At 58.9% G+C, this 19878-nt stretch carries 19 protein-coding genes and 1 riboswitch; of the genes, 3 read left to right on the top strand and 16 right to left on the bottom strand.

Annotated elements, in window-relative coordinates:
• Nucleotides 1–139 precede the first annotated feature (139 nt).
• The 3 genes from mutT to AC2FJW_RS17750 are packed head-to-tail and all read right to left on the bottom strand — an operon-like array spanning nt 140 to nt 2614.
• Complete coding sequence (gene mutT / locus AC2FJW_RS17740; protein WP_496750888.1) at nt 140–538, bottom strand: 8-oxo-dGTP diphosphatase MutT; 399 nt, start codon at nt 536–538, stop codon at nt 140–142.
• Complete coding sequence (argJ, locus tag AC2FJW_RS17745; protein ID WP_496698759.1) at nt 535–1761, bottom strand: bifunctional glutamate N-acetyltransferase/amino-acid acetyltransferase ArgJ; 1227 nt, start codon at nt 1759–1761, stop codon at nt 535–537. Before argJ ends, mutT begins: the two co-directional genes overlap by 4 nt.
• A gap of 4 nt (nt 1762–1765) precedes the next feature.
• The gene (locus tag AC2FJW_RS17750; RefSeq protein ID WP_142637319.1) at nt 1766–2614 is read right to left on the bottom strand and encodes a peptidylprolyl isomerase; all 849 of its coding nucleotides are present in this window, start codon (nt 2612–2614) and stop codon (nt 1766–1768) included.
• 176 nt (nt 2615–2790) lie between these two features.
• On the opposite strand from AC2FJW_RS17750, the gene secA reads away from it, so the two are divergent.
• The 3 genes from secA (at nt 2791) to AC2FJW_RS17765 (ending at nt 8117) form a co-directional block, all read left to right on the top strand.
• Nucleotides 2791–5508, top strand: a complete 2718-nt coding sequence (gene secA, locus AC2FJW_RS17755) for a preprotein translocase subunit SecA (RefSeq protein ID WP_496750890.1) — start codon at nt 2791–2793, stop codon at nt 5506–5508.
• A gap of 100 nt (nt 5509–5608) precedes the next feature.
• On the top strand, nt 5609–6535 hold the full coding sequence (locus tag AC2FJW_RS17760; protein ID WP_496750891.1) for a hypothetical protein: 927 nt from the start codon (nt 5609–5611) through the stop codon (nt 6533–6535).
• A gap of 25 nt (nt 6536–6560) precedes the next feature.
• Nucleotides 6561–8117, top strand: a complete 1557-nt coding sequence (locus AC2FJW_RS17765) for a phosphate ABC transporter substrate-binding/OmpA family protein (RefSeq protein ID WP_496750893.1) — start codon at nt 6561–6563, stop codon at nt 8115–8117.
• Between the two features lie 3 nt (nt 8118–8120).
• Here the strand turns inward: AC2FJW_RS17765 and radC are convergent, their stop codons facing one another.
• The 13 genes from radC to dnaK form a co-directional block, all read right to left on the bottom strand.
• Complete coding sequence (gene radC / locus AC2FJW_RS17770) at nt 8121–8876, bottom strand: RadC family protein (protein ID WP_496750895.1); 756 nt, start codon at nt 8874–8876, stop codon at nt 8121–8123.
• Between the two features lie 35 nt (nt 8877–8911).
• Complete coding sequence (locus AC2FJW_RS17775; protein WP_496750896.1) at nt 8912–9646, bottom strand: ABC transporter permease; 735 nt, start codon at nt 9644–9646, stop codon at nt 8912–8914.
• Nucleotides 9643–10371, bottom strand: coding sequence for an ABC transporter ATP-binding protein (locus AC2FJW_RS17780; protein WP_496750898.1), 729 nt, complete (start codon nt 10369–10371; stop codon nt 9643–9645). Before AC2FJW_RS17780 ends, AC2FJW_RS17775 begins: the two co-directional genes overlap by 4 nt.
• Nucleotides 10368–11042 (bottom strand): thiaminase II, encoded by a 675-nt coding sequence (gene tenA, locus AC2FJW_RS17785; RefSeq protein ID WP_496703216.1) that lies wholly within the window; start codon nt 11040–11042, stop codon nt 10368–10370. The genes AC2FJW_RS17780 and tenA overlap by 4 nt, the downstream gene beginning before the upstream one ends.
• The gene (locus AC2FJW_RS17790; protein ID WP_496750899.1) at nt 11039–11974 is read right to left on the bottom strand and encodes an ABC transporter substrate-binding protein; all 936 of its coding nucleotides are present in this window, start codon (nt 11972–11974) and stop codon (nt 11039–11041) included. The genes tenA and AC2FJW_RS17790 overlap by 4 nt, the downstream gene beginning before the upstream one ends.
• Nucleotides 11975–11993: 19 nt before the next feature.
• Nucleotides 11994–12959: a ThiF family adenylyltransferase gene (locus tag AC2FJW_RS17795; protein WP_496750900.1), complete on the bottom strand. Its 966-nt coding sequence runs from the start codon at nt 12957–12959 to the stop codon at nt 11994–11996.
• Nucleotides 12956–13552: a thiamine phosphate synthase gene (locus tag AC2FJW_RS17800; protein ID WP_496750901.1), complete on the bottom strand. Its 597-nt coding sequence runs from the start codon at nt 13550–13552 to the stop codon at nt 12956–12958. Before AC2FJW_RS17800 ends, AC2FJW_RS17795 begins: the two co-directional genes overlap by 4 nt.
• Nucleotides 13549–14313 (bottom strand): thiazole synthase, encoded by a 765-nt coding sequence (locus tag AC2FJW_RS17805; protein ID WP_496750903.1) that lies wholly within the window; start codon nt 14311–14313, stop codon nt 13549–13551. The genes AC2FJW_RS17800 and AC2FJW_RS17805 overlap by 4 nt, the downstream gene beginning before the upstream one ends.
• A 2-nt stretch (nt 14314–14315) precedes the next feature.
• Nucleotides 14316–14510, bottom strand: a complete 195-nt coding sequence (gene thiS, locus AC2FJW_RS17810) for a sulfur carrier protein ThiS (RefSeq protein WP_496698738.1) — start codon at nt 14508–14510, stop codon at nt 14316–14318.
• A complete protein-coding gene (locus tag AC2FJW_RS17815; RefSeq protein WP_496698736.1) occupies nt 14494–15471 on the bottom strand; it encodes an FAD-dependent oxidoreductase in 978 nt (325 codons plus the stop codon). The genes thiS and AC2FJW_RS17815 overlap by 17 nt, the downstream gene beginning before the upstream one ends.
• Nucleotides 15468–16271 (bottom strand): bifunctional hydroxymethylpyrimidine kinase/phosphomethylpyrimidine kinase, encoded by an 804-nt coding sequence (thiD, locus tag AC2FJW_RS17820; protein ID WP_496750904.1) that lies wholly within the window; start codon nt 16269–16271, stop codon nt 15468–15470. Before thiD ends, AC2FJW_RS17815 begins: the two co-directional genes overlap by 4 nt.
• A gap of 44 nt (nt 16272–16315) precedes the next feature.
• Nucleotides 16316–16422: riboswitch (TPP riboswitch) on the bottom strand.
• A gap of 164 nt (nt 16423–16586) precedes the next feature.
• The gene (gene dnaJ / locus AC2FJW_RS17825) at nt 16587–17735 is read right to left on the bottom strand and encodes a molecular chaperone DnaJ (RefSeq protein WP_142637347.1); all 1149 of its coding nucleotides are present in this window, start codon (nt 17733–17735) and stop codon (nt 16587–16589) included.
• Between the two features lie 74 nt (nt 17736–17809).
• Complete coding sequence (gene dnaK, locus AC2FJW_RS17830; protein ID WP_496750906.1) at nt 17810–19717, bottom strand: molecular chaperone DnaK; 1908 nt, start codon at nt 19715–19717, stop codon at nt 17810–17812.
• Nucleotides 19718–19878 lie beyond the last annotated feature (161 nt).

A 19878-nucleotide genomic window follows, 5' to 3' on the forward strand; every position in this document is an offset into this window, starting at 1 on the left:
GCTGGCCTCCATCGCAGATACCGGCTTGAATCACGATCAGCGGGCGCTGTGAATCCCTTTTGTCAACACGACCTAAGCGCTGCAATAGGTTTAAATCGCCCGCTGAATTCCAGCGTCCAGACAAGATCGAACCAGGACCCTAAAGCCAATCCCGCAAAATCGGGATCAACGGCACATCTGCCGCAGGCATCGGGTAACTGCGCAGATCATTCGCACGCACCCATTTCAGCGCCTGTCCTTCCTTCGATTGTGGAATGCCTTCCCATTTGCGGCAGGCAAACAGCGGCATCAGCAGGTGGAAATCATCATAGCTGTGGCTGGCGAAGGTCAGCGGCGCAAGGCAGGAGGACCATGTGTTGATGCCCAGTTCTTCGTGCAGTTCGCGGATCAGGGCGACCTCGGGCGTTTCGCCGGGTTCGATCTTGCCGCCGGGAAACTCCCAAAGTCCAGCCATGGATTTGCCTTCGGGGCGCTGCGTCAGTAGCACCCGGCCCTCAATGTCTATCAGGGCGACCGCAGAAACCAGAACTGTTTTCACGACCGGTAATCCGCGTTGATCTCGATATAGCCATGGGTCAGGTCGCAGGTCCAAACGGTGGATTTACCCGCGCCCAGCCCCAGATCGACGCCGATTACAAGGTCCTGAGCTTTCATGTATTCGGCGGCGTCTTCCTCGCGGTAATCGGGACTGACCCAACCTTTTTCGGCCACAAGGATGTCTCCGAAAGAAATGCTCAGCAGGTCACGGTCGGCAGCTGCACCCGATTTTCCGATGGCCATGACGACGCGGCCCCAATTCGGGTCTTCGCCCGCAATGGCGGTTTTTATCAGTGGTGAATTGGCAATCGCCAATCCATGCACCTTGGCGTCGGCATCGGTGACAGCCCCGGTCACACGAATTTCTACGAATTTCGTGGCGCCCTCGCCGTCGCGGACCACTTGCTGGGCTAGGTCCAGCATCACGGTTTCCAAAGCCTCGGCAAAGGCGGCATTGCCGGTGGCATCCACGCCCGACGCCCCGGTGGCGCACAGCAGCAGGCTGTCCGAGGTCGAGGTATCGCTGTCGACGGTGATGCAGTTGAAGGTGCGGTCGGTTTGCGTACCCAGCATCTGCTGCAGCGCGGATTGTTCGACCTGGGCGTCGGTGAAGATATAAACAAGCATCGTCGCCATATCAGGCGCGATCATGCCAGAACCCTTGGAAATCCCCGCAATAGAGACCGTTTTTCCATCAATCTCGACCTGCGCCGAGGCTCCTTTCGGAAAGGTATCCGTGGTCATGATGGCCCGCGCTGCATCTTCGATTGCGTGGCGACTGAGGCCGGATTTCAGGGCCTCAAGCTGCGCCACGATGCGGTCATGCGGCAAGGGTTCACCGATCACACCAGTTGACGAGGTAAAAACCCGTTCGACCGGTACGCCTGTGGTCTTGGACACTGCTTGCGTCACCTCGGCGACCGAGCTTTGGCCATAATGCCCGGTAAATGCATTGGCATTGCCCGAATTCACAAGGATCGCCGCCGGCCCGTCACTTGGCCCGCCGATCTTGTCCTGACAATCCAGCACGGGTGCCGCGCGTGTGGCAGAGCGGGTAAAGACCCCAGCCACTGATGTGCCCGGATCCAGGACCGCCAGCATCACATCAGTGCGGCCTTGATAGCGTACGCCGGCTTCGACGGTCGCAAAGCGCACACCGTCAATCGCGGGCAATTCGGGAAACGCCGCCGGGGCCAGCGGAGAGACTTTGGTGATCGAGGCCACGGGGTTACTCCTGAATCAGGTCCAACTGACGCACGATGCCCGGAGTCACATCTTCGAGCGCAGGACGTTCGATCTGTGCAGCCTGGGTCAACTCGCCGATACGGGCCTGAATAGCTTCACTTTGCAGATCCTGTGCCAGCTCGTCGCGTACCGCATCAAGTGCGGGCGCTTCGGATTTGCGCTTGTCATTCAGAATGATCACGTGCCAGCCGAACTGTGTCTGCACCGGGTCCGACACCTGATCCTTCTCAAGCGCGACAACGGCGGTTTCAAACTCGGGAACCATCTGCCCCTTGCCGAACCAACCCAGCACCCCGCCATTCGGGCCGGAAGGACCGGTTGATTTTTCTTTGGCCAGCTCGGCAAAGTCGGCGCCATCATCCAACTGAGCCTTAAGGTCTTTGGCCTCATCCTCGGTCTCGACCAGAATATGGCTGGCATTAAACTCATCTTCGCCTTCAAACTCGGCAAAGCGCGCATCATAGGCGGTCTGAATGGTTTCTGCCGTTACAACTTCGTCGATCAGGGCATTTACGGTCTGAACCGCCAGCAACGACCGCGTCTCGTTCTCGATGGCCAAGGCGTTCAGATTGCTCAGCCCTTCTTGCTCCTGGCCCAGCAACTGCTGCTGAATCAGCTGTTCGATGATGAAATCATACAGAACATCATCTTCGACCTGCTGATAGTTGGGGGGCAGTGTCGCAACTGTTGCGATCACATGCGCCAGAGTGATTTCTTCGCCGTTTACGCGGGCGACCACCGTGCTGGCATCGGGCTTGGTTTCGGCGGCCAATGGCAGCGCCATCACCGTTGCAAGGGCCAGCGATGGCAGAAAAGTGAGGCCTTTGGGCATGGAATCATCCTATTTCTTTGCCACGGCAGGGCGCAGCGTTGACACTCTGGAACCTGCCGCTTACATCGCTTTGAAGCCTTGGACAGGGCCGCCTTTCACCCCCCGTATCTATGGGTTGCGCGCAAGGTGGGCAAGCCTGTCAAAACCAAGACAAGAACAGATCCGCTGGAGTGAACATGCTGGGACTCGGAACGCTCGCCAAAAAGGTGTTCGGAACACCGAACGACCGCAAGATCAAGGCGACCCGCCCCCTGATCGAACAGATCAACGCGCTGGAACCCGAGTTCGAGAATCTGTCGGATGACGGCCTGATCGCAAAGACCGCCGAGCTGCGCAAACGTGCGTTGGAAGGCGAAAGCCTGGATGATCTGCTGCCCGAGGCGTTTGCCAACGTACGCGAAGGGGCAAAACGCGCGCTGGGCCTGCGTGCCTTTGATGTGCAGTTGATGGGCGGCGCCTTCCTGCATCAGGGCAATATTTCCGAGATGAAAACGGGTGAAGGCAAGACATTGGTTGCGACCCTCCCCGCCTATCTGAACGCGCTGACCGGTAAAGGCGTGCACGTGGTCACGGTGAACGAATACCTGGCCAAGCGCGACTCGGAATGGATGGGCAAGGTGTTTGCCGCCGTGGGCATGACCACCGGTGTCATCTGGTCAGGGCAGCCCGATGCCGAGAAAAAGGCTGCTTATGCCTGTGACGTGACCTATGCCACCAACAATGAGCTGGGTTTTGATTATCTGCGCGATAATATGAAGGCGGAACTGGATCAAATTTACCAGAAACACCACAATTTCGCGATCGTGGATGAGGTCGACTCGATCCTGATTGACGAGGCACGGACGCCGCTGGTCATTTCGGGGCCCTCCGAGGACCGGTCGGACCTGTATACCGCGATTGATGCGCTAATCCCATCATTGGGAGAAGATCACTTCACGCTGGACGAAAAGTCCCGGAACGTGACCTTCACGGATGAAGGTAACGAGTTTCTGGAGCAACAGTTGATTGCCAACGGCCTGATCCCAGAAGACCATTCGCTGTATGATCCTGAAAGCACCACAGTCGTTCACCACGTGAACCAGGGCTTGCGCGCGCATAAGCTGTTTACACGTGACAAAGATTACATCGTGCGGGACGGCAATGTCGTTCTGATTGATGAGTTCACCGGTCGCATGATGCCAGGTCGTCGCCTGTCGGAAGGTCTTCATCAGGCCATCGAAGCCAAGGAAAACGTGCAGATCCAGCCCGAAAACGTAACATTGGCCAGCGTGACGTTCCAAAACTACTTCCGCCTGTATGACAAGCTGGGCGGCATGACCGGCACCGCGCTGACCGAGGCTGAGGAATTTGCCGAAATCTACGGTCTGGGCGTTGTCGAAGTACCAACCAACAAACCGATCGCGCGTCTGGATGAGGACGATCAGGTCTTTCGTACCGCGGCCGAAAAATACGGCGCCATGATCGACGAGACAAAGGAAGCCCAGAAAAACGGACAACCGGTCCTTCTGGGCACCACGTCCATCGAAAAGTCCGAATTGCTCAGCCAGATGCTCACCAAAGAGGGTATCCAGCACAATGTTCTGAATGCCCGCCAACACGAGCAAGAGGCGCAGATCGTTGCCGATGCGGGCCGATATGGCGCAGTAACCATCGCCACCAACATGGCCGGTCGCGGTACTGATATTCAGCTGGGCGGCAATGTGGAAATGAAGGTTCTGCAGGCGCTGGCCGAAAACCCCGAGGCAGATCCGGCCGAGCTGCGTGCCGCGGAAGAAGCCCGCCATGCTGAAGAAAAAGAAAAGGTCCTGGCTGCCGGTGGGCTGTATGTCATGGCGTCCGAACGGCACGAGAGCCGCCGTATCGACAACCAGCTGCGGGGCCGGTCTGGCCGTCAGGGTGATCCGGGCCGCACCGTGTTTTACCTCAGCCTCGAAGACGACCTAATGCGCATCTTCGGCTCGGAACGGTTGGACAAGGTTCTGACCACGCTGGGCATGAAAGAAGGTGAGGCCATCGTCCACCCTTGGGTGAACAAATCGCTGGAGCGGGCGCAATCCAAGGTCGAAGGTCGCAACTTTGACATGCGCAAGAACGTCCTGAAATTCGACGATGTGATGAACGACCAGCGTAAAGTGGTATTCAGCCAACGACGCGAAATCATGTCCGCCGACGATCTGTCCGAAATCGTATCAGACATGCGTGAACAGGTGATCGACGATCTGATCGACGAATATATGCCGCCGAAATCCTATGCTGATCAGTGGGATACCGAGGGTTTGCACGCAGCGGTCAAGGAAAAATTGACCATTGACGCCCCGGTTCAGGATTGGGCCGCTGAGGAAGGCGTGGATGACGAGCAGGTGCGCGAACGGCTGATCAACGCCGCTGACGAGATGATGGCGCAAAAAGTGGCTGCGTTCGGCCCCGAGAACATGCGCAACATCGAAAAGCAGGTCTTGCTGAACACGATCGACAGCAAATGGCGCGAACATCTGCTGACGCTGGAACATCTGCGCTCGGTCGTGGGCTTCCGCGGCTATGCCCAGCGCGACCCGCTGAACGAATACAAGAACGAAAGCTTCCAGCTGTTCGAATCCATGCTGGATTCGTTGCGCGAAACCGTGACCCAGCAGCTGTCCCGCGTGCGACCGCTGACCGAAGAGGAACAGCGCGAAATGCTGACTCAGATGCAAGCGCAGCAGGCACGGGCGCAGCAGGCGGTAGATCAGGCCGCTGGTCACGCCGAAGCGGTGGCCGAGGCCGAAGCCTCGGGTGATGCGCGGCCTGGATTTGTCGAAGACGACCCGGCAACTTGGGGAAACCCGTCGCGCAACGACAAGTGCCCCTGCGGTTCAGGCAAGAAGTTTAAGCATTGCCATGGCCGGTTGACCTGACGTCACCACAATCGAGACACAATGAGTCCGCCTCACGGCCACATATTAGCCGTGATTCAACTGCAGGGTGCGAATCGCTCCTTCAACTGGGGAGGGTGTCTTGTTTGTAATTAAGAACTACGTAACCACTGGCGGCACCGTTGCTTGTGCATTGGCCATTGGCTACCTCATGCAGAACGGAACCCCTGCGCAACCGCGAGGGGAGCGGGCTTCTGTTGATGTGGCATCAGTTACGGATCAGGCTTCAATCATCCCCGGGTTAAGCGAAGTCGTTCTGACCTCATCTGCACCGGTTCACGGAACAAGCAAAGAGACCGGGTCCGACAACCGTTTTATCGAATCCAGTCGATCAGAACCTGTCAATCCCATTGACTGCACCCTCAGTGCGCGCGCTACTGCCGTTCCCGGTGCTGCCGCCCGGCTGGTCGTCAACGCCCCCTGCCACAGTAATGAATCCGTGGAAATTCACCATAGCGGTCTGACAGTCACACAGCGCACCGACGCAGTAGGGCGCATGGACATGACAATCCCGGCCCTGTCAGAATATGCGATCTTTCTGATCTCGTTTGAAGACCAGCATGGAACAGTCGCAACCACCCATATCGCTGACATTGCCAATTACGAACGCATTGCCCTGCAATGGCAGGGTGAAACTGACCTGCAAATTCATGCGCTGGAATTCGGGGCCATCTATGGCGGCAATGGCCATGTCTCGGCCGAGACCCCGACCGAAGGCGCCGGACAGGTAGTGCGTCTGGGCAATACCGGAACCGGGGACATGAAAAACATCGAAATCTATTCGTTCCCTGCTGGTCTTTCCAACCAAAACGGGTCGATAGAAATCACTGTCGAAACCGAGGTGACTTCAGAAAATTGCGGGCGCGACCTGAACATCCAGTCGCTTGAATTGCGGGATGATCGGTTGAGATCAAAAGACAGGACGCTGAGTTTTCCTGAATGCTCCCGCACCGGAGAGTTTCTGGTGTTGAATAATCTCTTCCAAGACCTGACAATCGCCGCAAACTAAATCCGCAGGCAGGCTCGGGCATCTTATGACATTCTTTCGTGTGGCAGCGGCTGCACTGGCTTCCGTTACAATCGCTTCGGGCGCACAGGCGCAAGACATCTCGCTTATGTCGCATGACGGCAAGGTCGAAGTCACCGGTGACCTGCTGGGATTTGATGGCGAGTTCTATCGCGTGGCAACACAATTCGGCACGCTGACAGTTGATGGGTCCGGTGTGACCTGTACCGGACCTGCCTGCCCAAGCCTGACCGATTTTGTGGCTGAAATCCGATTTGCCGGATCTTCGGTCATGGCGGAAAAGGTTCTACCAGCGCTGATTGTTGGCTTCGCACAGCAGCAAGGGTTGTCGGCGACCCCAAACAGGCTGACCGCCAACACATTTTCTTACGAACTGCACCAACCCGGGCGGGCAGCACCGCTGGGTCGGTTCTTCTTTGACGCAGGGAACACTGAGCGCGGATTTAGGGCGCAGGCAGAAAACCAGGCTGATATTGTTCTGGCGTTGCGCGAAATCCGACCCGAAGAGGAGCAAGCCGCACAAGCGGTAGGCCTTGGCGATCTGACCCGCACCCGCCGGGCCCGCGTCATCGCGCTTGACGCTTTGGTACCAATCGTTGCCAACTCGAACCCGTTACAGCAAATCTCGCTTGCGGAATTAACCCGGGTGTTTTCGGGCGAGATTACGAGCTGGGCCGAGTTGGGCGGACCCGATGCGCCAATTTCACTGCACCTTCCGGAAGCCGGTTCGGGTCTGGCCCAGAATGTCGAAGACAGGCTTCTGGGACCCTCCGGCACAGCCCTTTCCGAGGCGGCCATTCGGCATAACCGCAGTACTGATCTGGTGCGTTCCGTTGCTGCGGATCCCTTTTCAATAGGTGTCGCAAGCCAAGCCGAAGCCAGCACCGCGCGTGCCCTGCCATTGACCGGCGGATGCGGTCATGCGCTGGCGGCAACTCGGCAGTCAATCAAGACCGAAGATTATCCGCTGACCTCGCCTATGTTTTTATACCTGCCGGACCGGCGATTGCCGCGTTTTGCACGTCAATTCCTGGCCTACACCCAGGGAGCCGAGGCGCAGATGGCAATACGCGAGGCTGGCTTTGTCGATCAAACCCCAGAGACTATGGGTCTTGGGGTGCAAGGGGATCGACTTGCCAATGCGATCGCGTCGGGCGGATCAGAAGTTGGTTTGGAGGAACTTCAGCGGCTGGTCGAGATTTTCAGACCCATGTCCCGCCTGTCACTGTCCTTCCGGTTCGAGCCCGGTTCCTCGCGCCCGGATGCGCAGTCACGGTCCAATATCCGACATCTTGCCCTTCTTTTGGAATCCGGGACCCTCGATGCCCGAAAGCTTAGGTTTGTCGGCTTCAGCGATGGCGAAGGGGCAGCGTCAACCAATGCGCGGATCGCATTGTTGCGGGCAAAAACCGTTCGCAATGCCGTATTGGCCGAGATTGAAACCGCTATCGGGGACAGCGTCGAAATCACGGTCGACGCCTTTGGCGAGGCCATGCCCATGGCCTGCGACGACACGAAATGGGGCCGAAAGGTCAACCGCCGAGTCGAGGTCTGGGTTCAATAGCACTCACAGATAGCCTTCGGACCTGAAGCTCAACTCGTTCGACTTTCCAATGATCAGATGGTCATGCAGCGTCAGGCCCAGTGCCAGGCAGGCATCCTGAATTCGGTTGGTCATGTCGATATCCGATTGCGACGGGGTCGGGTCACCTGACGGATGGTTATGCACAAGTATCAACGCCGAGGCATTCAGCTCCAGCGCCCGTTTGGCAACCTCACGCGGATAGACAGGGACATGATCCACCGTGCCCTTGGCCTGCTCCTCATCAGCGATCAGCACGTTTTTGCGATCCAGATAGAACACACGGAATTGTTCGGTCTCGCGATGGGCCATGGTGGTGTGGCAATAGTCCAGCAATGCGTCCCATCCGGAAATCACATGTCGCCTCATCACCCGCGCGCGGGCCATGCGATGGGCGCAGGCCTCAAGGATTTTCAGATCGGTGATCACGCTATCCCCGACACCTTTGATTTGGCGCAGCCGTTCCTCGGGCGCGGTCAGCACCCGGTTGAAATCGCCAAACGCCTCCATCAGCGCACGCGCCAGCGGTTTCACATCCTGCCGGGGGATTGAACGGAACAGCACCAACTCCAACAGCTCATAATCCGGCATGGCGGCGGACCCGCCAGACAGGAACCGTGCGCGCAGCCGCTTGCGATGATCTTTGATGTAGGAGGGTAACCGACCCGTCGGCAGCGGCTGCGCGGGGGCTTCGTCTGTATCGAACAGCATTGGGGCTTCGGAAAAGGCGTCCTGTGTCATGCTCTCAGCCTGACGCAGAATCGGTTTCCAGATGGTTAACGCACCTCACCTGCCATGCGGGCAGTGGCGCTGCGGACAACCATATGCAACACGATGGAAAACACCCCCAAGGTCAACATCGCGGCGAACATCAGATCGGTCTTTGCACGGCCATTGGCCAACAGCATCAAATATCCCAACCCTTGGGACGAGCCGACCCATTCACCAATCACCGCCCCGATCGGCGCATAGACGGCGGCCAGCCTCATCCCCGACGCCAGCGAGGGCATCGCCGCCGGAATGCGGATATACCACAGCACTGCACGCGGACTGGCCTGCATCGTGCGCGCAAGGTCCAGATAGCCCTGCGGCGTCCGCATCAGCCCATCGAAGAAAGACGAGGTGATCGGGAAATAGATGATCAGCACCGCCATCGCGACCTTGGACCAGAGGCCATAGCCCAGCCAAAGCGTCAACAACGGGGCCAGCGCAAACACCGGCAGAGCCTGCGTGAACACCAGCATCGGCTGTACCAGCACGCGCGCCGCCCGCGAATTGGCCAGTTGCAGCGCAGTGACCACACCCAGAACCGTCCCAAAGGCCAATCCAATCACCACTTCGACCGCAGTGATCCAAGTGTGTTCGGCGATCAGCCAACGGTTCTGCCACCAAGTCTCGGCCACCACGGCGGGGCTTGGCAGGATGAACTTAGGCAAGCCGGTCGTCCAGACGATACCCTGCCAGATCGCAATCGCAAACACGGTGGCTGCAAGGGCGGAGAGATATTTCATGCGACCGCCTCACGCAGCAGGCGCAACAGTGCGCCTTGGGTTTCCAGCGTTTCAAGGTCGTCCACATGGCGCGGGGCGGGGGCATGCGGCGGCTCACAGGGGGTCAGGCCTTGCGGCGTCATCACCATGATGGACTGGCCCAGCCGCGCCGCCTCACCCGGATCATGGGTGACCAGCAGAACAGTCCGGCCCTGCAACGCTTCGACCGCAAGATCCTGCATGTCGGCGCGGGTGCGAGCATCAAGGGCCGAGAACGGCTCATCCAGCAGAACAATCGGGCGATCTTCCATCAGCGTGCGGGCCAAGGCCACGCGCTGGCGCTGACCGCCGGACAGCTCGGACGGTTTCTTGGTCATATGATCCTGCAATCGCATGCGCTGAATCAGACGGTTGCGTCGCTCCAGATCGACCGACTTGCCCCGAAGCCGCGCACCTAACGAGACATTCTGTGCGACTGTTGCCCAGGGCAGCAGCAGATCATCCTGCGCCATATAGGCCACGCGGTCCTGCATCGGAGCACCGTCGCCGGCGGTGATCTGCCCGGTGAACACGGCACCTGTATCAAGCCCGGCAATCAGACGTAGAATTGTGGTTTTACCAACGCCCGATCCGCCCAACAGGCAAGTCCACTGCCCGGCCCCAAGGGTCAGGGTAAGCGGCGCGAACAACGTCGCCCCGTCAATCGTAGCCGTGCCGTTGATGCTCAGTTCGGGCGCCCGTGTCATGGGGTCAGCCCCATTTGCCAGAAGTTAACCTCTAGCTCGGTTGCGGTGCGGAAGGTCTGGCACAGGCGGTCCCAGCGAGGCGAAGCTGCAAAGTTCTCACCAATACGCCGTGTTAGAGCCTGATCGAGCAGTTCTCCAACCGCTTTGCACGCGCCTTGGTAGTCGTCACTGGCATAGGTATTGATCCAATCACGATAGACCTCGGACGTAGCTTCAGAGGCCAGCCGCGTGCCGATTTCACCATAGCCCATCACACAAGGGGCCAGAGCCGCCAGCAGGTCCAGCAAATCACCGCTATACCCGGCCTCAAGCACAAAGCGCGTATAGGCCAAGTTTTCGGCGCGTTCAGGGGTTGCGAACAGCTCCTCATGGGAGATCCCAGCCGCCTCACAGATACCGATATGCAGCTGCATTTCCTCGGCAACCAGCGCATTTACCGTGGCTACGGCGGTCAGCATTTCCGAATGAGTCTCGGATTTGACAACCGCCAGTGCCCAAGCACGGGAAAAATGGATCAGGAACACATAGTCCTGTCGCAGGTAATGCAGGAACGCCGCGCGCGGCAGCGTTCCGTCTTTCATCCCTTCCACAAAGGTGTGGCGAGTGTAATCCCGCCAAGGCCCCTGCGCGGCATCCCGCATCAATGCGAAAGCTTTGCCGTAATTGCTCATTGCGCGGTCACATCGATGGCAATGTCGCTGACCGGGTTCAGGCTGTCGATCATGCCGCTGTTCTTCAGGAACTCCTCGAACCGCGCATAGCGACCCGCATCAAACGCCGCCGGACGCAGTGCGAACCGGGGCAGCGTGTCGACCCAGGCGCGGGCATTCAGCTCATCCTTCAGCTCGGTCGAGGTGGCCGCGAAGATTTCCCAGCTTTTTCCCGGGTTGTTGACGATATACTGGGTCGCTTTCTCGGTCGCCGCCAAGAAACGGGCGATTTTGTCGGCATCCATCGTATCGGGATTGGCGACATAGATCAGCTCGTCATAGGGTGGGATGCCTTCCTCTTCGATATAGAAACAGCGACCCGCGACACCTTCGATATCCATCTGGTTCAGCTCAAAATTCCGGAACGCCCCGATAACTGCATCCACCTGACCGGTCATCAGCGACGGCGACAGCGAGAAGTTGACATTGACCATCTCAATCTCATCCAGACCGATATCATGCTGCCCCAGAAGGGTTGTCAGGATCGCCTCTTCGACACCGGCGACCGAGAAACCGATTTTCTTGCCCCGCAGATCGGCCAGCGACTTGATCGGGCCATCATCCAGCACCAGCAGGCAGTTCAGCGGGGTGGCAACCAGCGTGCCGACCCGTTTCAGCGGCAAGCCCTCATGGATTTGCAGGTGCAGCTGCGGCTGATAGGACACCGCCAGATCGGCCTGACCAGCGGCCACCAGACGCGGCGGCGCGGAGGGGTCCGCGGGCGGAATGATCTCAACCTCAAGCTCCTGGTCGGCGAAATAGCCGTTTTCCTGTGCGACGATAATTGGACCATGGTCAGGGTTCACAAACCAATCCAACAAGACGGTCATCTTATCCTCGGCCCAGGCCGGCGCGGCAGCCAGCAGGGCGATTGCAGCGATCAGTTTTTTCATATCTCGCGGTTCCTTCTGTTCACGAGGTTGAGGCCGCGACAAGAACAATCTCGCCCGGCCAAATCGGTTGAATTCGTTCGGCAGCACGCCAGGCGCGCAATCCGGTAGCACAGCACAATGCCAGCCTTTTGCCTTTATTAGGGTCTATCTGATTCAGATCATCCGGCGATATCCGTTGCGCATTAGGATGTACCGGGCGCGGGGATTCCTCGGGGCTGCGCAGCTCGATGATCTGGTCATCTGTCGTCAGTTGCCCGGCCGAGAGAAACCGGAAACAGCTGTTCGGTTCGGGCGCATCGTCAAAGCGGAAGGCCGTGCTGCGGAGTGTCCGACCATCGTATTGAACCATCTGACCCAGCACCGAGGGCGTCAGTCCAAGGATCAGGTTCAACGCCATCTGTGCCTGCATCGCGCCGACCGTCCCGACGACCGAACCCAGAACACCAGCGGTGGCGCAGTTTGCCCCGCTGTCCGGCGCATCCGGGAACAGCGCCCGCAAAGACGGCGCGCCGCCGCAGAAACCTCCGACATAGCCCGACAGCCCAAGCACCGAGGCGCTGATCAGCGGCTTGCCTTGCGCCAAGCAAGTGTCCGACAGGATATAGCTGGCCGCATAGCTGTCTGCACAATCCAGGATCACATCCGCCTGAGCGACCAGGTTACTGGCATTTTCGCCTGTTAGAGCCTGTTTTTTGCCGCTGACGTCTATGTCCCCATTGATCGCCTTGCACCGTGCCGCCGCACGCTCGGCCTTGGGGCGTCCGCAATCCATCTCAGAAAACAAGGTCTGCCGATGCAGGTTGGACAGCTCAACCTGATCCCTATCCAGGATCGTGATCTGCCCGACCCCTGCCCCGGCCAGCAACTGCAGGACCGGGGCAGCCAACCCGCCTGCCCCTACCACCAGGACGCGCGCCGAGGACAGTCGGCCCTGCCCTTCTGCCCCTATCTCGGGTAACATCGTCTGACGGGCATACCGGCTCATCTGGTGACCTTGATCCATTGACGCAGACGCGCTTCGGGGTCGGTATTCAGGGTAATATCGGTCACGACCGAGACGATATCCGCCCCAGCCTGCAGGACACCCGGTGCACGCTCGACGCTCATCCCGCCGATGCCAACCAGTGGAGTATCACCAACGCGCGCTTTCCATTCTGTGACGCGGGGCAGACCCTGCTGCTGCCATTTCATCTTTTTCAGGATGGTGGGATAGACCGGGCCAAGCGCCACATAGTCGGGGTCCATGGCCAACACGCGCTCTAACTCATCATCATCATGGGTGGACACGCCCAGTTTCAAACCCGCCTTGCGGATGGCAATCAAATCGGCCTCGTCCAGATCCTCTTGCCCCAAATGCACCCAGTCACAGCCGGCGTCGATGGCCGCCTGCCAATAGTCATTGACCACCAGAACTGTCCCATTTGCGCGGCACAGGTCGCGCGACTTGGCAATCTGGTCACACACCACATCCATGGGCTGGTCCTTGACCCGCAGCTGCACCAGTTTCACACCCAGCGGCAGCATCCGGCGCAGCCAGTCCGAATGATCGAAGATCGGATAAAACCGGTCGAGTGTCATGACAGAAATGCCTTTCCAATAACCGGGGTCGAAGGTTCCGCCATATCGCGCGCCTCGATCGGGTCGGCCTGATGGGCCAGTTGCCCGGCCTCGATCGCGCGGGCCATTGCGCGGGCCATCAACGCGGGGTCTCCGGCACGGGCCACGGCGGTGTTCAGAAGAACGGCGTCATAGCCCAGCTCCATCGCGTGGGCCGCGTGGCTGGGCAGACCGATACCAGCGTCAATCACCAAGGGCACATCCGGGAATTCTGCCCGCATCGCCCGCAGGGCATATTCATTGTTCAGCCCCCGCCCTGACCCAATCGGCGCGCCCCATGGCATCAGCACCTCACACCCGGCGGCAAGCAGCCGTTCGCCAACAATCAGATCGTCGGTCGTATAGGGAAAGACCTGAAACCCGTCGCTGGTCAGAATGCGCGCAGCTTCGACCAGCTGGAACACATCCGGTTGCAGGCTGTCGGTATGGCCGATCAGTTCCAGCTTGATCCACTTGGTATCAAAGACCTCACGCGCCATATGGGCGGTGGTCACCGCCTCTTTGACCGTGTGGCATCCGGCGGTGTTGGGCAGCACCAACACGCCCAGATCGCGGATCATCTGCCAGAATGTCTGCCCTGCACCGGATTCACGTCTGAGCGAGACAGTGGCAACACCCGCCCCGCTTTCGCGAAAGGCCTGCTCCAGAATAGCCGGGCTGGGATATTGCGCCGTGCCCAGCATCAGCGGGTTGGGTAATGTGGTTCCGTAAAAGGATTTCATCCTCAGCCCCCCTGCATCGGCGCGACGATTTCGATCCGATCCCCTTCAACCAAAGCATGGGCAACACGCAGCCCCGAGGGCACGAATTCTTGGTTCACCGCAGTGGCGACACGGCCCGAGTAGCCGCATTCCATCAGCAATTCCGATAGGGTTTCGGCCCGCACCTCGCGCGGCTCGCCATTAAGCACGATCTTCATCGACCATCTCCGAATGTTTGTGTTCAAGCGCCAGATCGGCAACGCCTTGGGCCAGCGCAGGTGCCAGCAGGTACCCGTGGCGGTACAGCCCGTTGGCGTAAATCGTCCCGCCCCGACGCCGGATCCGAGGCAGATTGTCGGGAAAGGCCGGGCGCAGATCGACGCCGATCTCTAGCACCTCGGCCTCGCCAAAAGCGGGGTTCAACGCATAGGCCGCGCTGAGCAGTTCCAGCATCGAGCGCGCGGTGATGCGGGTTTTATCCTCGGATTCAATCATCGTCGCGCCCAGCATGTAGATGCCATCGCCACGCGGCACGATGTAAAGCGGCATCCGGGGATGCAACAGGCGCACGGGCCGGGTCAGCGTCACATCAGGGCAGCGGATCACCAGCATCTCACCCTTTACGCCCCGAAGATCAGACAAGGCGTCCCGCGCCTGAAGACCACGGCAGTCAATCGCGTTCTCCAACCCAGCAGGGGCGGGTTCGCGATGAAAGGCAACGCCCCGCGCGATAAGATTGTCGAAGACATCCTGCAGCGCCATGCGTGGGTCTATATGGGCTTCGTCCTTGAAATACAGACCGTTGCCGAAACCATGTAGATCAGGCTCTAATGCGGCTAGTTCCTGCTGATCTACCTCATGATGCCCCTGCGTTCGACGACCAAATCGACGCAAATCCGGCAAGTCGCGCGCACCGCAAACGACCAAAGTACCGCGCTGATGAACCTTGGTCCGGTTCGCCCACCAGTCAAAAGCACCCTGCCCCAGGCGCAAGACCGGCTCTTCGGCATTTTCGAACTCGCACCACGGGGCCAGCATTCCCCCGGCCCACCAAGAACAGCCATGCGGACCCGGCAGGCCGGCGGGGTCAAAGACCTGCACCCGTGCGCCGCGATGGGCCAATTCGGACGCAACAGCCAAACCGGCCACGCCTGCCCCTATGACAGACCAGATCGTCACGCCGGCCAGACCCAATGGAAATGATGCACCGGACCATGGCCCCGGCCCACGCACAGCCCATCAGCCTGGGCGATAGCGCCTTGCAAATAAGCATGTGCCTCTGCCACGGAATCCTGCAAGCTCAGACCTTTGGCCAACCCGGCGGAAATTGACGAGGACAATGTACACCCGGTTCCGTGGGTGTTCTTTGTGTTCCGGCGCTGCGCTGTGAATTCATCCACCAATCCCGAACCGTCGACCAACAGATCATGACATATCTCGCCCTGTCCATGCCCTCCTTTCATCAAAACAGACGCGGCCCCCTTTGCGCAAAGGGCCTGTCCCTGAACCACCATTTCATCCGGAGACTGCGCTTCGGACTGTCCAAGCAGGCGCGCAGCCTCGGGCAAATTGGGCGTCAGAACAGTCGCGCGTGGTATCAGAAGGTCCATAAGGGTCCGGATTGCATCACCCGCCAGCAATGCATCCCCGGATTTCGCTATCATGACAGGGTCCAAAACTATGGGCCCGGCATAGCCTGAAAGGGCATCTGCAACGGTCTCGATAATCTCGGGAGTTGCCAGCATGCCGATCTTGATCGCCCCGACATCCAGATCGCTCAGCACGGCGTCGATTTGCGCGCGGATCACACTCAGAGGAATGCCATGAACGGCTGACACGGCCAGGGTGTTCTGAGCAGTCACCGCCGTAATAACGCTGGCCCCATAAACGCCCAGCGCAGACATCGCCTTGAGGTCCGCCTGAATTCCGGCCCCGCCTCCGCTGTCGGACCCTGCAATGGTCAGGGCAATTGCCGCCATGTCGTTGCTCCATCTTCTAGGGGCAACGGGGCAGGGAAAACGTCTGTATTCATAAGACCGTTCCCTCCGCCGGTATTGCCCGGATCAGGTTCGATGGGTTGATGCAGCAGCACCTCTCAGCCTTGCGAACAGGGCACCCCAACGGTTGCGCGGACCATCTCAGGAGCGGCGACAATAATCAAGCGGAGATTTGCGAGGCTCTGCCTCGCGCTCCGAGGTATTTTAGCCCGATGAAGAGCGGATCACCTGCTTCATCTGACCCTAAATACCTCGGGGGAGTCGCGGGGGCAGCGCCCCCTTTTTTGGGAAAAGACTTCAGCCCTTCATCCCGTCCCAGAAGGATTTGACGGAGGAGAAAAAGCTGTTGGATTCCGGGTGATTATCTTCACCCAGGTCGTCGAACTCGCGCAGCAGCTCTTTCTGGCGGCTGGTGAGGTTTACCGGAGTTTCCACGGCCAGCTCAATGAACATATCTCCAACACCGCCACCACGTAGGGCTGGCATGCCCTTGCCGCGCAGGCGCATCTGGCGACCCGATTGGCTGCCCGCTGGAATCTGCACACGCCCGCGGCCACCGTCGATGGTCGGAACTTCGATCGAACCACCAAGCGCGGCTTTGGCCATGCTGACCGGCACGCGGCAATAGAGGTTCACGCTGTCACGCTCGAACAGCCTGTGATCTGAGACCTCTACAAAGATGTATAGATCACCCGGAGGGCCACCGCGCATTCCAGCCTCGCCTTCACCGGCCAGACGAATGCGCGTGCCGGTTTCGACACCGGCTGGAATGTTAACGGACAAAGCGCGTTCTTTTTCAACACGGCCCGCACCCTGACAGGATTTGCAGGGGTTCTTGACGATTTGACCCAGGCCCGAACAGGTCGGACAGCTGCGTTCTACTGTGAAAAAGCCTTGTTGCGCACGCACCTTGCCCATACCTGAACAGGTCGGACAGGTGGTGGGCTCAACACCGCCTTCAGCCCCGGATCCGTCGCAGGACGAACAGGCAACCGCTGCCGGGACATTGATGGTTTTCTGCTGACCTGAATACGCCTCTTCCAGCGAGACGCGCAGGTTATAGCGCAGATCCGAACCGCGTGCGGCACGACGTCCACCGCCCCCGCCCCGTTGGCCGCCCATGAAATCGCCGAACAGGTCGTCGAACACATCCGAAAATGCACTGGAAAAGTCGCCCTGACCAAAGCCAGCGCCAGGTCGGCCACCGCCGCCCATGCCATTTTCGAATGCAGCATGACCGAACCTGTCATAAGCCGCCTTGCGTTCAGCATCTTTCAGGACGTCATAGGCCTCGTTCGCTTCTTTGAACTGTGCCTCTGACTCCGGATTGTCCTTGTTGCGGTCGGGATGTAATTCTTTGGCCTTCTTACGAAAGCCTTTCTTGATCTCGTCCGCTGATGCACCCTTGGATACGCCGAGCACATCGTAATAGTCGCGTTTTGACATCAGTATTTCCTTCTGCCTCAACGTAATCGGGCCGGCCCGGTGACCGGACCGGCCCGAATTGGCCCGGTTACCCGTTAGCTACGCTTGTCGTTGTCCAGATCTTCGAACTCGGCATCGACGATGTCATCCTCGCCCGGTGCAGCATCCGCAGCGGCAGGTTCATCTTCGCCGTCTTCAGCTTGCGCTTTGTAGATGGCTTCGCCCAGCTTCATGGCCGCTTCGGTAACGTTCTGGATGCCCGACTTGATCTTGTCGGCATTCTCGGTTTCCAGCTCGTCTTTCAGCGCGGCAATCGCCAGCTCGATGGCTTCGATGGTTGTTGGATCAACCTTGTCGGCATGTTCTTCCATCGACTTTTCTGTCGAGTGGATCAGGCTTTCCGCCTGGTTCTTTGCGTCGACCAGCTCGCGGCGTTCCTTGTCGGCCTCCGCGTTCTCTTCGGCGTCCTTGACCATCTTTTCGATGTCCTCGTCGGACAGGCCGCCGGATGCCTGGATGGTGATCTTCTGCTCTTTGCCAGTGCCTTTGTCCTTGGCCGAAACCGAGACGATGCCGTTGGCGTCAATGTCAAAAGTCACCTCGATCTGCGGCATGCCGCGCGGTGCTGGCGGGATATCTTCGAGGTTGAACTGACCCAGGATCTTGTTGTCCGCAGCCATTTCACGTTCCCCTTGGAAACAGCGAATGGTCACCGCGTTCTGGTTGTCTTCGGCGGTCGAGAAGACCTGAGATTTTTTCGTCGGGATCGTGGTGTTGCGGTCGATCAGTCGGGTGAACACGCCACCCAGCGTCTCGATCCCCAACGACAGCGGTGTCACGTCCAGCAGAACAACGTCTTTGACGTCACCCTGCAGAACACCGGCCTGAATGGCGGCGCCCATTGCAACCACTTCGTCCGGGTTCACACCTTTGTGCGGCTCTTTGCCGAAGAATTTGGTGACCTCTTCAATGACTTTCGGCATCCGGGTCATACCACCGACCAGAACCACCTCATCAATGTCGCCCGCCGACAGGCCCGCGTCTTTCAGGGCCGCCTGACAAGGCTTCATCGACTTCTTGATCAGATCACCGACCAGCGATTCCAGTTTGGCGCGGGTCAGTTTCATGACCATGTGCAGCGGCTGACCGTTTGCACCCATCGAGATGAACGGCTGGTTAATCTCGGTTTGCGAGGTCGAGGACAGTTCGATCTTGGCTTTTTCAGCGGCTTCTTTCAGGCGCTGCAAGGCCATCTTGTCGGCAGACAGATCGACACCGTGTTCCTTTTTGAACTCATCGGCCAGGTAGTTGACGATGCGCATGTCAAAGTCTTCACCACCCAAGAAGGTGTCACCGTTGGTCGATTTGACCTCGAACAGGCCATCGTCGATTTCCAGAATGGTCACGTCGAAAGTACCGCCACCAAGGTCATATACCGCGATGGTTTGGGTCTCTTCCTTGTCCAAGCCGTATGCCAGAGCGGCCGCTGTCGGTTCGTTGATGATCCGCAGCACTTCCAGACCGGCGATTTTGCCTGCGTCTTTGGTCGCCTGACGCTGAGCGTCGTTAAAATACGCGGGAACCGTGATAACCGCCTGTGTGACGTCTTCACCCAGATAGCTCTCAGCCGTTTCTTTCATCTTACCCAGAGTGAAGGCCGAGATTTGGCTTGGGGAGTACTTTTCACCGCGGGCTTCGACCCACGCGTCGCCATTGCCGCCATCAACGATGGCGTATGGTACCATTTTCTTGTCTTTTTCGACTTCGGCATCATCCACACGACGACCGATCAGGCGTTTGACGCCAAAAACCGTGTTGTCAGGGTTGGTGACCGCCTGGCGTTTCGCAGGCTGACCGACCAGTCGCTCATCTTCGGTGAAGGCGACGATCGAGGGTGTGGTCCGCGCCCCTTCGGCGTTTTCGATGACCTTCGGCTGCGAACCGTCCATGATGGCAACGCACGAGTTGGTGGTGCCGAGGTCAATCCCGATTACTTTTCCCATATGTTCAATCCCTTTCTCTTCAAGGCGATGTCCCGAGGCCCGACCCGTTATGGCATCTGGCCCCGATCTGATTTGCGCAATGGTCCTACACCATCGCGCGTCCCGGCGTATATAAGGACGGGAACAGGGGCCTGCAAGCATTCACAAATGCAGGTTTTCAG

The organism is Ruegeria sp. CDSA020 (genome assembly GCF_059612345.1).

Coding starts and splice junctions, on each gene's coding strand:
- AC2FJW_RS17750 (WP_142637319.1), bottom strand. CDS start 2,614: ATGCCCAAAGGCCTCACTTTTCTGCCATCGCTGGCCCTTGCAACGGTG.
- AC2FJW_RS17765 (WP_496750893.1), top strand. CDS start 6,561: ATGACATTCTTTCGTGTGGCAGCGGCTGCACTGGCTTCCGTTACAATC.
- AC2FJW_RS17790 (WP_496750899.1), bottom strand. CDS start 11,974: ATGAAAAAACTGATCGCTGCAATCGCCCTGCTGGCTGCCGCGCCGGCC.
- dnaJ (WP_142637347.1), bottom strand. CDS start 17,735: ATGTCAAAACGCGACTATTACGATGTGCTCGGCGTATCCAAGGGTGCA.
- thiD (WP_496750904.1), bottom strand. CDS start 16,271: ATGGCGGCAATTGCCCTGACCATTGCAGGGTCCGACAGCGGAGGCGGG.
- secA (WP_496750890.1), top strand. CDS start 2,791: ATGCTGGGACTCGGAACGCTCGCCAAAAAGGTGTTCGGAACACCGAAC.
- AC2FJW_RS17805 (WP_496750903.1), bottom strand. CDS start 14,313: ATGAAATCCTTTTACGGAACCACATTACCCAACCCGCTGATGCTGGGC.
- AC2FJW_RS17780 (WP_496750898.1), bottom strand. CDS start 10,371: ATGACACGGGCGCCCGAACTGAGCATCAACGGCACGGCTACGATTGAC.
- AC2FJW_RS17800 (WP_496750901.1), bottom strand. CDS start 13,552: ATGACACTCGACCGGTTTTATCCGATCTTCGATCATTCGGACTGGCTG.
- AC2FJW_RS17795 (WP_496750900.1), bottom strand. CDS start 12,959: ATGAGCCGGTATGCCCGTCAGACGATGTTACCCGAGATAGGGGCAGAA.
- AC2FJW_RS17775 (WP_496750896.1), bottom strand. CDS start 9,646: ATGAAATATCTCTCCGCCCTTGCAGCCACCGTGTTTGCGATTGCGATC.
- tenA (WP_496703216.1), bottom strand. CDS start 11,042: ATGAGCAATTACGGCAAAGCTTTCGCATTGATGCGGGATGCCGCGCAG.
- dnaK (WP_496750906.1), bottom strand. CDS start 19,717: ATGGGAAAAGTAATCGGGATTGACCTCGGCACCACCAACTCGTGCGTT.
- thiS (WP_496698738.1), bottom strand. CDS start 14,510: ATGAAGATCGTGCTTAATGGCGAGCCGCGCGAGGTGCGGGCCGAAACC.
- radC (WP_496750895.1), bottom strand. CDS start 8,876: ATGACACAGGACGCCTTTTCCGAAGCCCCAATGCTGTTCGATACAGAC.